11 protein-coding genes are annotated in these 15649 nt (G+C 39.5%); 4 read left to right on the top strand and 7 right to left on the bottom strand.

From position 1 onward, the window contains the following. Nucleotides 1-77 precede the first annotated feature (77 nt). Nucleotides 78-995, bottom strand: coding sequence for an acyl-CoA desaturase (locus VB797_RS33345; RefSeq protein ID WP_323242088.1), 918 nt, complete (start codon nt 993-995; stop codon nt 78-80). A gap of 314 nt (nt 996-1309) precedes the next feature. Continuing rightward, nucleotides 1310-1534 (bottom strand): DUF433 domain-containing protein, encoded by a 225-nt coding sequence (locus VB797_RS33340; protein WP_323242087.1) that lies wholly within the window; start codon nt 1532-1534, stop codon nt 1310-1312. Between the two features lie 657 nt (nt 1535-2191). On the opposite strand from VB797_RS33340, the gene VB797_RS33335 reads away from it, so the two are divergent. The 3 genes from VB797_RS33335 (at nt 2192) to VB797_RS33325 (ending at nt 6230) form a co-directional block, all read left to right on the top strand. Beyond that, nucleotides 2192-3727 (top strand): YifB family Mg chelatase-like AAA ATPase, encoded by a 1536-nt coding sequence (locus VB797_RS33335; protein WP_323242086.1) that lies wholly within the window; start codon nt 2192-2194, stop codon nt 3725-3727. Nucleotides 3728-3828: 101 nt separating this feature from the next. After that, nucleotides 3829-4461 carry a restriction endonuclease subunit R gene (locus tag VB797_RS33330; protein ID WP_323242085.1) on the top strand — a complete coding sequence of 211 codons (633 nt, stop codon included), beginning with the start codon at nt 3829-3831 and terminating at the stop codon, nt 4459-4461. Between the two features lie 116 nt (nt 4462-4577). Beyond that, entirely contained in the window at nt 4578-6230 is a 1653-nt protein-coding gene (locus VB797_RS33325) for a tetratricopeptide repeat protein (protein ID WP_323242084.1), read from the top strand. A gap of 51 nt (nt 6231-6281) precedes the next feature. Here the strand turns inward: VB797_RS33325 and VB797_RS33320 are convergent, their stop codons facing one another. From VB797_RS33320 to VB797_RS33300, 5 genes are all read right to left on the bottom strand, one after another. Further along, nucleotides 6282-6683 (bottom strand): transcriptional regulator, encoded by a 402-nt coding sequence (locus VB797_RS33320; protein WP_323242082.1) that lies wholly within the window; start codon nt 6681-6683, stop codon nt 6282-6284. 144 nt (nt 6684-6827) lie between these two features. Next, the gene (locus VB797_RS33315) at nt 6828-7805 is read right to left on the bottom strand and encodes a PRC-barrel domain-containing protein (protein WP_323242081.1); all 978 of its coding nucleotides are present in this window, start codon (nt 7803-7805) and stop codon (nt 6828-6830) included. 58 nt (nt 7806-7863) lie between these two features. Next, nucleotides 7864-11589, bottom strand: a complete 3726-nt coding sequence (gene smc / locus VB797_RS33310; RefSeq protein ID WP_323242080.1) for a chromosome segregation protein SMC — start codon at nt 11587-11589, stop codon at nt 7864-7866. Between the two features lie 273 nt (nt 11590-11862). After that, on the bottom strand, nt 11863-12363 hold the full coding sequence (locus VB797_RS33305; protein ID WP_323242079.1) for a DUF3122 domain-containing protein: 501 nt from the start codon (nt 12361-12363) through the stop codon (nt 11863-11865). Nucleotides 12364-12785: 422 nt separating this feature from the next. Continuing rightward, nucleotides 12786-13442 carry a hypothetical protein gene (locus tag VB797_RS33300; protein WP_323242078.1) on the bottom strand — a complete coding sequence of 219 codons (657 nt, stop codon included), beginning with the start codon at nt 13440-13442 and terminating at the stop codon, nt 12786-12788. Between the two features lie 399 nt (nt 13443-13841). Here VB797_RS33300 and VB797_RS33295 point away from each other — a divergent pair, with 399 nt between their 5' ends. Continuing rightward, nucleotides 13842-15362, top strand: a complete 1521-nt coding sequence (locus VB797_RS33295; RefSeq protein ID WP_323242077.1) for a histidine kinase dimerization/phospho-acceptor domain-containing protein — start codon at nt 13842-13844, stop codon at nt 15360-15362. Nucleotides 15363-15649: the final 287 nt, after the last annotated feature.

Below are 15649 nucleotides of genomic sequence, written 5' to 3'. Positions count from 1 at the left end.
GAAGGTTGAGGCAATCCCCAATGAATTGGGAAGCCTACACTGTACCGTTAGGTCAGTGTAGGTAGTTCACATTCGGATCATTCATATACAGATACGATTGATGTTTCTACTGGGACTGGCAATTCTGAATGTTCAAAGCTGCATTGCGATCGCGCTAGCAAATCAGTTTCAGTAGGCATTCTCAGTTTTGACGCTAATCCTAAGAACTCAAGCGCTTTAATAAAGCTATAGGTGGGGTCTGGAAGATAGACAACCCTTCCAGAACGAATGGTGATACCATGCCGACTGGATGATTGAAAAGCATGATGCAGATTATGCCAGCCTTCACCCAACGTTAGAAATGCTACGAAGGCGTTATTGCGGCTGAATTCATTGGTGATAAAAGGGCGATCGCCAACAATATGAGAAAGTGAGTTAACCGTTTGTACTCCGTGAAATAACAGAGTTGTGCTGAAGAAAAAAGCACCGAGATATTCCATACCACCGATGAAATAGGAAAGCGCAGCCAAAGATAATACAGGTACAAAATGCAAGCGGTCAATTACCTTTAAAACCTTGTCATTCTCAACATCCCTCGGTAATTTGGCAGGAAAAAACTCGGAGGATAACAACCAACCTCCTTGCGACCAATAAAATGCACGAATCCCTTGAAACCGCGTATTAGGGGAATGACCATCGAGTTCTTTGTCCGAATGTTGATGATGATTCATGTGGTGAGCTTTCCACCAACTTGGTCCCATTTGCCCCGCCGATGCGGTCACAATACATCCCAGCCATAGAAATAGAGCGGGAGCCTGGTAACTTTTATGAGTGAGCAGTCTATGGTAAATGCCGGTTGTTCCCAGCATTCGGATTAGGTATAAAAATACAATCCATACAATAGCGCCCCATGATAAGCCAGTCTTGAAAACGAGCAACGAACCGAAATGGCTGAAGATAATCAGTATCGGACCGATTATATAAAAAATAATTGTAAGTGGGGAATACTGCCTCATTTTTTGTTGTATTTTCCTGAAAGGATGAATTGGTAAGCTATCTGAGTATTTGTGATGCGGAAATCCAGCCGTATAATCACCTTTCAATATTAGTAGTTAAGAAGAAGTATTAACACAAGCAATTCATACTGATATTAAAAAACAAATTTGATTTGTAGCGGAAATTTGTTGATTGTATATGCAATTTTAGGCGTTGCTGAATTAAACTATAAACTACATCTTGTATAAAATGCGAAATCTCTGTAGAGACGTAGCACTGCTACGTCTCAATCAATGTGAAATCATCACTGATAGGTTTTCGTCTAATAGCAATCTCACAGCGATGCTACAAATAACTTTTTCTCACGGTCTGCTGCAAAAGCCAGACAAGCTTTAATCTCTTCTAATTTAAGTTCGGAAAAATCTTCCAAAATTTCTGCTTCTGTCATACCACTTGCCAAATATTCTAAGATGTCGTATAAGGTGATTCGCATTCCCCGAATACATGACTTACCACTGCGTTTCCCAGGTTCAATTGTGGTTATTTCTTGGTAGTCCATAAGTAAAGTTCATAGAAATATTTGCTTACTCTATCTATTATTGCTTTCCACGTCGCGAATCGTAACTTCTAATTTAATTGTAGGTTGGGTTAGACACAAAAATTAAACTTAATTTGTAACGAGGATTTATTGATGGTGTCGTAACCCAACATCACCATCGTGGACAAGCAATATTATTCGATTTTAAAATATTTTACATACTAATAATTTAATGTTGGGTTACAGCGCTATGATGAATCTCTTGTAAAGAACTAATTCCTTGGTGCGCTTAACCCAACCTACGAACTTAATTAGTATTTTAAAGTTGTAGGTTGGGTTAGACACGAAAATCAAACTTGATTTGTAACGAGGATTTTTTAATCGTGTCGTAACCCAACATTACCATCGCGGACAAGCAGTGTTGTTCAATTTTAAGATATTTTAGCACCTGACATAATTGCAACTATTGTTTCCCACATATTTAGAAATGAGTTTTTATATGAAAAATGTTTGCTATCAATATATTCCAGAATAGTTAGAATGTCGGCATACTTAAGTAGTACCACTAGCAATATATATATTTAAGATTATATTTATACTTTCAAAAGCGAGCAACACAATACCATTTTCAGCTATAACTGATGAATTAAAAGTTTTTATATTCAAGGTTTTACATAAATGCTTGCTAGAGTTTGGAGTGCGTCAATTGTCGGCATCGATGCGATTAAGGTGGGTGTGGAAGTCGATGTATCGGGGGGTTTACCGGCGATTGTGATGTTGGGTTTACCCGATAGTGCGGTGCAGGAATCTAAGGAAAGGGTAAAAGCAACTTTGAAAAATGCGGGTTTTGCTTTCCCGATGCGAAAGATTGTTATCAACCTGACTCCCGCTGATTTACGTAAGGAAGGACCTTGTTTTGATTTACCTATCAGTGTGGGAATTTTGGCGGCTTCCGACCAGGTTAATCCCGATTTACTGGGTGATTATTTATTCCTGGGGGAAGTTTCATTAGATGGAAGTTTGCGTCCCGTCGCGGGCGTGTTACCGATCGCAGCTGCTGCACAAAAAATGGGAATTACGGCTTTGGTGGTACCTACTGATAATGCTCAAGAAGCAGCAGTTGTCAAGGGGTTACAGGTTTATGGTTTTGAAAATATTTCTGAAGTCGCTAATTTTTTGAATAGTCCCGCACGTCATCAACCTGTAGAACTTGATGAAACGTTAGAAATATCACATGACACAACATTTATTCATAAATTAGATTTAAAAGATGTCAAAGGACAAGCTCACGCACGTCGGGCTTTAGAAATAGCTGCTGCTGGAGGGCATAATTTAATCTTCGTCGGGCCTCCTGGAAGCGGTAAAACTATGTTAGCAAGGCGTTTACCCGATATTTTACCCCCATTGGGTTTCGATGAATCTTTGGAAGTCACCCGTATTTACTCCGTTGCTGGTTTATTAAAAAATCGCGGTAAATTGATTCGCGATCGCCCTTTCCGCAGTCCCCATCATTCGGCGAGTGGTCCTTCTTTAGTGGGTGGTGGCAGCTATCCTCGTCCCGGTGAAATTTCTTTATCACATCGAGGGGTACTTTTCTTGGATGAGTTAACAGAATTTAAAAGAGATGTATTGGAGTTTCTGCGTCAACCTTTAGAAGATGGTCACGTAACCATTTCCCGCACCAAACAATCTGTAATGTTTCCCGCGCAGTTTACCTTGGTAGCGAGTACTAATCCTTGTCCTTGCGGTTTTTACGGCGATACCCTACAGCAGTGTACCTGTTCCCCTAATAAAAGAGAACAATATTGGGGAAAGTTATCGGGACCGTTGATGGATAGAATTGATTTACAAGTTGCGGTGAATCGTTTGAAACCTGAAGAAATTACCCAGCAACCCAATGGAGAACCATCAGAAGTCGTTAGAGAAAGAGTTTTAATTGCACGGGAACGAGCATCTGAGCGATTTGCTGACATAAAAACTTTACGCTGTAATGCTCAAATGCAAAGTCGTCATCTCCAGAAATGGTGCAAACTAGATGATGCATCTCGCAATTTATTAGAAATGGCGATCAGAAAATTAAATTTATCCGCAAGAGCTAGCGATCGCATTTTAAAAGTAGCCAGAACTATTGCAGATTTAGCGGGTGATGAAAATTTGCAGCCTCATCATGTTGCTGAAGCCGTTCAATATCGGACGATAGATAGAATGCAATAAGTAAGGTTAAAGGTAAGTTTTTTGTAGGGTGTGTGACGCTTTTATTAATTTTGTCAGCTAAATTAGAATTTTAAAGCGTCACGCACCAACACCAATCAAAAATGACTATACAAACTATTCAAGCGAGAGATATCAATCTTCGCTACCTGATAGATAACTTCGGCATTCAACTAGTCCGAAACCCTGACTTCTTTCCCGAATGGCAAAATGATTTACCGCAACTGACTGATTACGACAAACAACTGCTTGACAAAATAAAAGATGGTTATTTTAATCTACTTAATTATCCACCGCTACTAGAAGGAGTTGTTCGTCAAGCAATTACTGACCCATTGCTTTTTATCAGTGATTTTTATCTTGCACCATTCTATGTCAAATCAGAAGAATCAATCGATATCGAAGTCCCCGACCAAGATATAATTATCAAAGGTCGTATTGATACTTTAGTATTATGCGACCAATTGTGGGTAATGATTATTGAATCGAAAAAAGCATCATTCTCCATTGAATCTGGGTTAGCCCAATTACTTGCCTATATGCTTGGTAATCCCCAAGAAGATAAGCCAACTTTTGGACTAATTGCAACTGGTAGCGAATTTATTTTTATCAAGTTAGTTAAAGGGAATATACCACAATATGGAACATCAAAAGTGTTCTCGATGCGTAACCCTGATAACGACTTGTATGATGTGTTGAAGATTTTAAAGAAATTAATTGAAATTGCCAGTATTTAAACTTATTTCTCAATATTGTCTATTCTCCATTCCCTTCTTAAGTATAATTACCTTTATCTTTACGCAGAGTTGATACTAATCTAAAATAGATAAATCCCGAAAGTGCATAACTAGAGATGGATTGGAGTAACGTACTGCGAAGTTTACAATCCGACTTTATCAAGCGCTTGGCTGATGGTTGTTTGCTGCATTGTGAACGTGTCGGTCAATATAGCGAATTAAGTATTATAAGCGGAGAAAGGTTAAAACAGCTACGAGAGTTTTGCTGGGTGATGGCGGAAAAGTACAAGCGCGTTTCTTCGGTACGTGATGTTTTTATTAGCTATCTTAAGGGAAAGTTGGGTGAAGAAGTTGTTAAGGAAAGATTAGCTGATTTTATAACTGAAGTCGATTATGAAAAACGCTTCGGCGGTGATGGTAATATTGATTTTACGTTGACCGATCGCCCTTTAATTGGAATCGAAGTTAAATCTCGTCACGGTTATTTTAATAAGGTTCAATGGTCGGTTTCTGTTGATGAAGTGCAAAAAAATGCAGTTATTGTTTGCGTTTTAATTCAAGAAGAGGTAAATGAAGCGCAATCTGAATATCATCTAGTTTTAGCTGGTTTTTTACCCACTCAAATGATTAAGTTGAGAACTGGTAAAATCTCTTTTGGTATAGAGCAGTTATTCTATGCTGGTGGTTTACGCTGTTATTTGGAACAGTTACAGGCTTCAACAAGTTATATTTCTCCCAATTCTCCTCAGCAACAATTATTTAATCGGTCAGTAAATCAGAATTTTGTCACTCAAGTAAAAATTGAAAAGGATTCAAATCAAGTTTATATTCAGCAAGGTGATGAATGTGTTGAAAAACAACTTTATGATGCTGCGATCGCGAATTATTCTCAAGCGTTACAAATTCATGATAGTGATGTCAGTACTTATTACAAACGCGGTAACGTTTTTTACTCTTTGAAAGATTATCCCTCGGCGATCGCAGATTTTACGGCTGCTATTAATGTCAATCCTAATTTTGCTAAAGCTTATATCAAAAGCGGCTTAGCGCGATATCAATTAGCAGATTATTATGGAGCCATTGAAGATTATACTCAAGCAATTGGAATTAATTCTTACGATGCGGTAGCTTTTCAAAACCGTGGTGATGTGCGTTCTGTTATCGGAGATAGTCAAGGTGCGATCGAAGATTACACTCAAGCGAGAAAAATCGATCCTCTTGTATTAGAAAAAAGATTAGAATCGCAGCAAGTTACTCCTAATATTGAGGATAATTCTCATAATTCTCCACCAGATGATAATAACGATAATTTAGAAAGCGAGAATTCCCAACGAGCCATTGAAATTTTTACTCAAGTAATTGAAATTAGTCCCTCGGATGCAGTTGGTTACAAAAAACGTGGTAATGCTCGTTATGATTTAGGGGATTATAGAGGAGCCGTTGAAGATTTTACCAAAGCGATACAGATAAACCCTCATGATGCAGATGCTTATTTTGATCGGGGAAATGCTTTTTACGAGTTAGGAGAGAAACCTCAAGCAATTGAAGATTATAATCAAGCAATTAAAATCAATCCCAACGATGCAGATGCTTATATTAATCGTGGAAACTTACGCGATCGATTAGGAGATACCCAAGGTGCGATCGCAGATTTTCACACAGCAGCAGATTTATATCAAAAATCGGGTAAAGTCCAAGAACATAAGGATACAAGAGAAAAGATTTTAGATTTGGAAATTGAAGAATCTCTTGATGTTTTGGATTTTTGACAATTATTGTTAGTAATTAGTTATTAATTGTTATTAAGATTTTATTTAAAACTAACAATCGGGGAAAAATACCGCAGGTGAAAGATGGAATAATTCTGCACTCTTTTGAATATGTTCAACCGTCATTTTTCGTTTACCTTTGAGTATATCAGAAACAATAGATTCAGTTTTAAAAATAGGAATCAAATCTTTTTGTTTCAAGTTTGATTCTACTATTAAAGCTTTAAGAAGTTCTACCCCATAAATATCTGGAACTAAATCTTGTTTTTCTTCATATTCTTCAATTAATATCCCCAATAAATGTAAATAGTCTTCTTCATCTTCTGTTAGTTCTCTTTTATCAAGTAAATTATCAACAATTTCTTGAATTTTTTCTAAATCTTCTTCTGTTTTTATAGGACGTGGAGGAAAAGAAATAAGTAAGTTTGTGTAGTTATTTTGATAATATGACATTTTCACATTAATTTATTGTTTATTTGTTAGGAGAAAGAATAATTGCACAATGCAAGCTTAAATTGTCATCAACGATCGCTAATTTCCCAAAAAAAATAGGAGCTAGATAACTCCTAACTCCTAACTCCTAATTCTTAACTATTCTTAATATCCGCCTTCTTCTTCGTATTCTGGCTGCTTTTCTTTAACTTTCTTGGGAATAACAATTGGTTTTGGTAATTCCTCTTCTTCCCAAGCGTCTTTTTCTAAATCGTCGTCGTAGGTTTCGTAGTCTTCTCTATATGCTTTAGTTGGGAAAGGCTGGGTTGTTTGATATGCATCTTTACCCGTAGCTTCGCTCCAGTTGTCGTCTGGTTCTTCTTCGTAACGAACGGATTCTTCATAGGGACGTGCTTCCATTGCGCGACGACGCGGAGCTTCTTCGTAAGCATCGTCTTCCGTCCAAACTTCTTCTGCGACGGGTTCTGGGCGACGGACTCTGGGTTGCGGTGCTTCTAAGGGTACTCCTGCTGGTAGCTGATTAGATGGTGCTACGGTGCGGGGAGTCATGTTGTAACCTTCTTCTTCGCGTTCCCAAGGTGCTTTCCCGATACCCAAACGTTCGAGTACACCGACGCTTAGTTGAGTTACCCGTTCTTCTGCTCCTTCAAATACTATCAGTCGGTTGGGACCGACGCTGACTACTTCGTCCATTGATAGTTCGTAAGTACTAAGAATTTGGTCGGGTATTTGTGGTAGTCCTAAAGAAGCAATAATTATGGACTTAATGCTACCGTTGAGACCGTCAAACTTAAAGCCGCGTACTCTACCTAATACTTCTCCGGCTTCGGTAATTACTTCCCAGTTAACAAGGTTGCTGTATAGCTGGGTGTCTATATCTTCGATTACGTCTTCGTTCCCTACCAAAATCACGTCGCCGATTTGGTCAACGCTGCTTAAATACAAATAGCGCGGTATTCCAGAAACGGAGATCAGGCTGTCTCGTAAACCAAGTGCCACAACCTCTCGTCTATCAATATCAATCCACAGTTGATTGACAATACCGAGCCTTCTCCCATTGTCGCGGGTGATGACTTGGGTGTTTAAAATGTCCGAGCGCCGAATAATTTGTTCAGAGGTCATTCTATACCGAGTCCCGATCTCGAATCCGGTTTATCTATACACTATTATTAACAGATACTCAAGCAGATGTATTGTCGGTTTTTAACTTTATCCCTAAAACTTGTGTATAAGCTCCACGGGCTTGAGTTACTCCGATTGTACGTTCGGCTGATTCTATCATTGGGCGACGCAAGCTTACAACTATAAATTGGGCTTGTTGTGCCTGTTGCTTAATCATTTTAGCTAATCGTTCTACATTTGCCCCATCTAAAAACATATCTACTTCATCAAATGCGTAAAATGGCGATGGACGATACCTTTGGAGGGCGAAAATAAAGCTTAATGCTGTTAATGATTTTTCTCCCCCGGACATGGATGCTAAGCGCTGTACGGGCTTTCCTTTGGGGTGTGCAACTAAGTTTAAACCGCTGTTGAATGGGTCTTCTGGGTTATCTAATTGTAAGTAACCGTCACCGTCGGAAAGTACGGCGAAAATTGATTGAAAGTTTTCATTTACTGCGTCAAATGCTTCTTTAAAAGCTCGTTGTCGTAAGGTAGTAAAGTTTTCAATTCTTAATAATAATTCGGTTCGTTCTGCTTCTAATGTTTCTAGTTTCTCGCTAAGCTCTTCTAAACGTTGCTGGGTGCGATCGTATTGTTCCAAAGCCAACATATTAACTGGCTCCATCGCTTGCAGTCTTTTAGAAAGGGATTTTAATTCTTTTTGCAGTTCTTCTAAATCTACTTGTTCGGGTACTTCCGGCAGTGGATTGGGTAATTCTCCCGATATAGCTTGTAATTCTGCTAACACCCGATCTAATTCTTCGCGGCGGTTTTGTTGGCTTTCTTGCAGCTTTTGAACTTCCCATTCTAACTGTTGCTGACGTAATAATAACTGTCGTAATTGTGCTTCTACTGCATCGCGCTTTTGTTTTTCTTCACCTAAATTGGCTTCCATTTCCTGGATGCGTTGGCGAGTTTCTGCGAGCGTTGCTGTTAATATTGTTTCTTCTTCTTTAAGACTATTAATTTGATTTTGCCGCTCTAGTTGCTCTTGCTGATATTCCTCAACCCGTCGCACTCCATCAGTAATTTTTTCTTGCAATACTTGTTGTTGAACTTCGAGATTTTTTAATTTTTCTGCTTGTTCTCTTAAAGCTGCGTCTTGTTGCTGTAACTGTTGCTCTTGACTTTTAATTATTGCTTGAATTTGCTGCCATTCGCTTGGTGTTTGGGATGCTTCCAACTGCGCCAATTCCTGACGTAATTGTTGTAATTGTTGCTCTTGTGTCGGTAATTCCCGCTCTAGTATTTCTAAACGTGATTGAGCGGTATTTAAACGTTCTGTATTCTGTGTAAGTTGATTTCTGGCATCTTCAACCCGCTTAGTTAAATTCTTAACTTCTGTGAGTAACTGTTCTCCTCGTAACTGCTGTTCTCTTTTTCCTTGTCGCGTTTGTGTAAGTTGAGTCGATAATTCTTTTGTTCTTTCGGCAAGATTACTTATCGCTTCCGTACAGCGCTGCAAAACTCGCTCGATTTCTACCAAACGACTTCTTAAAGCTTTGACTTCCTCGGATTCTGTCGCTTCTACCGTACCAAAACGCAACGTCGATCGCTGTGTAACGCTACCACCAGTCATCGCTCCGCTGGTTTCCAACAATTCCCCTTCCAAAGTTACGATCCGAAACTGTCCCAAGTGATTTCTGGCTTGATTCACGGTTTCAAAAACAACCGTATTCCCAAAAACATAGGCAAATACGTCATCGTAACGCGGTTCACAATCAATTAAATTCACCGCATAATCAATAAAACCATTCGCATGACGCAGGTTAGCAGCTTCGGAAATACGCGGAGACCTGATTTTATTTAAGGGTAAAAAAGTGGCTCTCCCGGCACGTCTTTGCTTAAGTAATTGAATTCCAGCCGCACCAACGCTGTCATCTTCTACCACAATCTGTCCCAAACGTCCACCCGCAGCAATTTCTAAAGCTAGCTGAAAATTAGGTTCCACCCTTCCCAATTCTGCGACCAAACCGCAAACCCCAGGTAAACCCGATTGCAAAATAATCTTACTTGCATGGGTTCCCTGAGCTTCCTGCTGTGCTTGCGTTTGCGCTTCTAATTTATCAAGAGTTCGCTGTTTATCTCTTTGTTCTTGTAATAATCGCTTTTGAGTTTGCTGCTGAATTTCTAATTCCTGTTCGGTTGCGGCTAAATTTTCCGCTAAATCTTGAATTGGGGCGACACTAGAATTAGAATCGGTTTGAAGTTGATTTAACTGACTTTGTTTTTCTGCTAATTGCGGTTCTAAACTTTGAACTAATTCGGTTTGTTCCTGAATCTGAGTCAGTAACTGACTATTCCTTTCCCGTAACTGCGCTCTTTCGCTGCGTTGAGGTTCCAAAGTTTGCAGCACAGTTTCAATTTGACGGTTTAAATTGGTCTGCTGTATTACCCAAGCTTCGGATGCAGAAGCAATATTTGTCGCAGCTTCGCGAGATTGGTCTAAATTTTCGCGGATTGACTGACGTTGAGTTTCAAGAGATGCAGTATTTTGCGTTTCCGCGTCTTTCTGCTGTGCAAACTGTGTCAGATTTGCTTGATTTTGCTGAATTTCCTGTTGAGTTTGGGTTATTTTAGCCGTGGTTTCAGCAAGGGACGCTTTTAACTGACTTTGACGACGCTGGACTTGCTTGCATTCCGCATCTTGAGTAGCTAAATTCGACTGTACCGCTAAAAGTTCTTCTTCACCTAAAGCTTTGACATGAGCATTTAACTCCTCAAGTTCCCGGTTTTTTTGCTCAATATTGTCATTCACCACACCCAACTGCTGAGTATTTTCCGAGAAATGGCGATCGCCGTCTTGAATTTGCTGGGATAATCTTTCTTGATGTCCCTGCAAAGTTCTCCACGACAACACAACTTCCCATTTCTGCTTTTCCAGAAACTCGACTCGCAATCGTTGATATTTCTCGGCTTTGGCTTTATCTTGGGAAAGCCTTTCGCACTGTGCTGTTAATTCCGTCTCAATAATCCGACAGCTATCTTCTTTTTCCTTAACTTCCTCTAAAGTCTTCCTAGCTTGAATAATTTTGCGATCGAAGGCTGCAACCCCCGCTAATTCATCGATAATCTCCCTTCTTTCGCGAGATTTCATCGAAATAATGCTGGTAACGTCCCCTTGCAGAACAACATTATATCCTTCCGGGTTAATCCGGATGCTGCTTAACTCTTCTTGTAGCTCAGTTAAATTACAGACAATACCGTTAATATAATAACTTGATGAATAGGTTCCTTGTTTTGTCACCCTTAACCTGCGGGTAACGCTCCATTCTTCACCAGGTTTAGCACGGATTAGTTCGCGACGGTTTTTTATTTCCTCGTCTTCGTTTGAGGAAGCGGTTTCTTCTACTTCTACTTCTTCTACTTCTACTTCCTCTACTTCTTCTTCCTCTACTTCTACTTCGTCCGATTCCTCATCATCTATCACTACAGTAGTAATCGGCTCATCATGAAACGCATCGGTATCATAATCCGACAGATCAAACGTTACCGTGACGCTTGCTTCCACAGTTGCACGGGACTTTGTGATTTGATTAGTATTGACCAAATCGGGAAGGCGATCGGCACGCATACCTTTAGAACTAGAAAGTCCCAAACAAAACAGCAGCGCATCCAGAATATTTGACTTACCCGAACCGTTAGGGCCAGAAATCACCGTAAATTCCGGCAGCAACGGTACGGAAGTAGTACCACCGAAAGACTTAAAATTGGTGAGTTCCACGCGCTTTATATGAACCATAGGCGCTGGTTACTACAGAGGATTGAAGTTCAAGTGTATCAGTGAACGACTCTTATGAGTTAAGGAATTTCACAATTTAAATGATTTATGGCGATCGCGCAACAAACTTTTTGCAGAACTTGAGAACTAGAAATACCCAAGTAGCACTGATAATACTACAATAAAATTAAAATCCCCGAACGATTGGCAGCAATAATTATTGAAAGTGATGAAGATTGATGTCGAAGCTCGGTTGAATAACTAAGTGTGGGATACAGGTTTTAACTATATACTTCAATCAACCTCAGTAACTAATAATTGCCACTCAATGACAACAGTTTGAGGTATTTCTAAAATCTTCTTTTCTTGACTTAATAATGGTAAATTTAATTGCAATGATTCAATTGTAGTTAATTTTGGTAAAACATTAGTTAAGCTGTATTCCCCAACATTTGGCGCTGGCGATGAAGTAGCAAAAGCATCACTTGCACTAAGTAATTTACCTCCTGCTGCAATAATTTCTAATGGATGAGGATGGGCAAATTCAAATACACCAGGAAAACCGACCAACCTTAAATTTAACTCTTTTGTACCGGGATTAATCTTTTTAAAAAGTAATACTTGCCAAGTATATCCTTGTTTGTCTTTGATAGATACTTGGGAATGATAGCGTAGCACTCCCGGTGCATCGTGATGCTGACGAAGTGTAGCTGTGGATTTTTGGGTATTTAATCCTATTGCTATTAATACTAAGATTGTAATTACAAAGCAGCGCCGTAATAACTTTTTCAGCATTAGAATAATTTGTATTAGCAAAACTTTTGATTATTTATACAATCTTACCTTGAAAGTTATTATCTTCGTCATGGTGAAAGATTACTTATCTGAGTAGGGAGTAGAGAGTAGGAGGAGGAGAAATTATACCGGCAATAGAAGGAGCATGAGTATAATCCTAATTGATGTGAGTTGGATGGAACGCGCTCCAATCTTCAGAAGTCGGGCTTTTAGAATACGTATCTGTAATACACTTACAAATTTTATAAAAACCCGACTTTTCAACGTTAATCAGTCGAACTTATTTACTCTATGGGTACCTTACTTACGCTTCCTCTGTGCTAGTAGTCCATCAAGGAAACTTTGCGGAGTGGTTGAAAATTGGAAAACAAAAAATCTTTTCTCTACTCCCTACTACCTACTTCCTGCTCCCTTATATGTAGCTAAATTGATTCCCGACGGTCAATAATTACGACTTGAGAATCTTGATCGGCGATCGCGTTCTCACTAACAACCCCAGATGCAGGTGTTACATAATCTGAACTTGTTTGTACGGGATTAGGAACGTTGTAAATCTCAAATTCTTCAATACCGCGATTTCTAACAATAGCTTCAGCACGGTTAATTTCAGCTTCAGTTCCATCTAAGATTAATAAATAATCGCCGCGTTCAACTCGCTGATTATATACTTTGGCTCGTTCTTCAGGAATTCCCAGACCAACCAACGCACCTAATAAACCACCAGTAGCTGCACCAATACCAGCACCAGCAAGGGTTGTTGCGAGAGTCGTTGCTATCTCACCAGCAAGCATTATCGGACCGACACCAGGAATTGCTAAACTACCCAAACCAACAAGTAAACCTGTTATACCTCCAAAAAGTCCACCCGTAAGCGCTCCCGTTGCTGCACCTTCATCAGCTTTATTTCCTACGTGTTCCTGAGTTTCCACACCAGCAAGATTACCAGTGTCGTTATTTCTAGCAATTACAGAAACTTTATTCATATCAAACCCAGCATCTCTGAGTTCGCGGAGTGCATATTCAATATCGTTGCGATTAGGAAATGCTCCAACTGCACGCTTGTGTTCGCCTAAAGCCATTTTATTCTCCATTTAACAATAATTGAAAACACGTTTGTGTCTCTGTATTAATGTTTTGCCTGATCAAATTTTAATTTCAATCAACCTCCAGTTAAGACATACATCTATCTTCAGGAGGAGATGGGGGGATAGGGAGATGGGGAGATGGGGGGGATAGGGAGATGGGGAGATGGGGGGAATAGGGGATGGGGGGACAAGGGGATAAGAAAAAATATAAACTGATAACTGTTGACTGGTCACTGCTCACTGCTCGCTGAAAACGGAAAACGCCCCTATCATTGTTCGGTTCTACTACTTTCGTTAGAGGACTTATCTCAGTAAGCTCATAAGGAATAGTTAATCAGTGAATCACCAGTTTCTGAAGCTGTTAGTCGCTTTGAAATTAAGGGGTGAACCCCAGTGTATAAATGTAAATGGATATTGCCGAGTTTAAAAGAAGTTTTAGGTTCTAGTCAAGTCACTGCTGAATGTTCTTTACATAAAGCACGATTACAGTGGCGTACTGCTTTAGCTGCTATTGAAGAGTTGCTGTTAGATTATTTACCTGAAGTTGGATCGGATACAACTCAAGGGTTAGTTTTGGCTGCACCCGCTCCCGTGTTGTACGAATCGTTGCTGAGGGGATGTTTGCGGACGGTAACTTTTACGGCAAAGCCTTTTAATCCTTTGGCTTTGATGCCTTTTCATGCGTCTGGCGATCGCCAAGTAGTCCAAGAAAATACTTTTGATGATTCGGTGTTACCTCTATTAGAAGTAGACCCGCTATCAAAGGAACAGTTTTGTCTGGTTTTTACAGAAAAGTTTTCATTAGTAATAGTTTTAACAGAAGAAAATAACGGTAAAAGTAACTTTTTATTTTCCTTTGACCCGGAAGTTATTGAGCAAGTATGGCAAGCTCTTGCGGGTAGGGTAATGTTAACTAATCCTGATTTCTTTCTAGAAATGGATGAGTTGGTACAAAAATATTATCCTCCTGCACCAGATTATCGGATTGTGATGCGATTTGGTCAGTTGTTGCTCGCAGAATATCCAGAACTGGAAGATAAAGAATACAAAGGAACGAAGTTTCATTCTCAAGCGACGGGATGCAAGAGTAAAGTTGAAGAAGTTGATTATCATAATTACTCTACTTCCGCACCGAGCAAAAACTCATCTCGTTCAGACGTAGAATTATTACAAGCTTTTGCTCATGAAGTACGTACTCCTTTAACAACGATTCGGACTACAACTCGTTTACTGTTAAAACAAAAAGATTTATCACTCTTAGTTCTTAAACGCTTGCAATCTATTGATCGCGAATGTAGCGAGCAAATTGACCGCATGGAATTGCTGTTTAGAGCGGCGGAATTGGAAACATCTTCTAACCTCAATTCTCCAGGTTCTCAATTAACGCCAATGTGTTTAGAGCAAATGTTACAGCAAAGTATTCCTCGATGGCAACAGGCTGCAAATCGGCGAGATTTAACTTTGGATGTTGTTTTACCGTCCTCTTTACCTTCGGTGGTGACTAATCCAAATATGCTCGATCGAGTTCTAACTGGTTTGATGGAAAACTTGACTCGTAACTTACCTGCTGGTAGTCATATTCAGGTACAGGTAACTCAAGCTGGCGACCAGTTGAAGTTACAATTGCTACCGAATGCTACTTTCAATACATCAGGTTCGACGCAACCCATTCGTAAAGCAATTGGTCAATTACTTACATTTGTGCCGGAAACGGGTACAATTAGCCTAAACTTAGCTGCAACCAAGCATTTATTTCAGGCTATTGGCGGTAAATTGATTGTACGCGAACGCCCGCAACAAGGAGAAGTTTTAACAATTTATTTGCCTTTGGAAGGAGTGAATAGTTCTAGTTCTTGCTTTGGTAAACTTGGACAATATGGCTTCAAGGTTAAATCAAAGAGCAATTATCAATGAATAATTATCAATTGTGCCTCTACGGTGCAAGGTGAGTATAATTCATAATACCCTTCCCTACGGGACACCTTGCGGTGAACGGGAACACAGAAAGGTGAACGTAATTCGTAATTAATTTCCCATAAACAAAATTTACGGGCTTCAAACCGATAAAATTTACTCGATGAGAATGAGCAATATTAATAAATTTTAAGCTTTTTGATACAGAGTCTATCGTAAATCCTAAAATTGATTACTAAGTCATATTTTTACCTCCTGGATTTCTCAGCGATTTTTCCTCAAGGAAT

Origin of the sequence: Rivularia sp. UHCC 0363 (assembly GCF_034931125.1) — a bacterium.
GTDB lineage: Bacteria > Cyanobacteriota > Cyanobacteriia > Cyanobacteriales > Nostocaceae > Rivularia.
The sequence above is the reverse complement of the archived record's forward strand: the minus strand, read 5'-3'. Positions and strand labels throughout refer to the sequence as shown.

Bases quoted from the DNA above. Each gene is read 5' to 3' on its own strand.
- VB797_RS33345 (WP_323242088.1), bottom strand. From the start codon at position 995: ATGAGGCAGTATTCCCCACTTACAATTATTTTTTATATAATCGGTCCG.
- VB797_RS33340 (WP_323242087.1), bottom strand. From the start codon at position 1,534: ATGGACTACCAAGAAATAACCACAATTGAACCTGGGAAACGCAGTGGT.
- VB797_RS33335 (WP_323242086.1), top strand. From the start codon at position 2,192: ATGCTTGCTAGAGTTTGGAGTGCGTCAATTGTCGGCATCGATGCGATT.
- VB797_RS33330 (WP_323242085.1), top strand. From the start codon at position 3,829: ATGACTATACAAACTATTCAAGCGAGAGATATCAATCTTCGCTACCTG.
- VB797_RS33325 (WP_323242084.1), top strand. From the start codon at position 4,578: ATGGATTGGAGTAACGTACTGCGAAGTTTACAATCCGACTTTATCAAG.
- VB797_RS33320 (WP_323242082.1), bottom strand. From the start codon at position 6,683: ATGTCATATTATCAAAATAACTACACAAACTTACTTATTTCTTTTCCT.
- VB797_RS33315 (WP_323242081.1), bottom strand. From the start codon at position 7,805: ATGACCTCTGAACAAATTATTCGGCGCTCGGACATTTTAAACACCCAA.
- smc (WP_323242080.1), bottom strand. From the start codon at position 11,589: ATGGTTCATATAAAGCGCGTGGAACTCACCAATTTTAAGTCTTTCGGT.
- VB797_RS33305 (WP_323242079.1), bottom strand. From the start codon at position 12,363: ATGCTGAAAAAGTTATTACGGCGCTGCTTTGTAATTACAATCTTAGTA.
- VB797_RS33300 (WP_323242078.1), bottom strand. From the start codon at position 13,442: ATGGCTTTAGGCGAACACAAGCGTGCAGTTGGAGCATTTCCTAATCGC.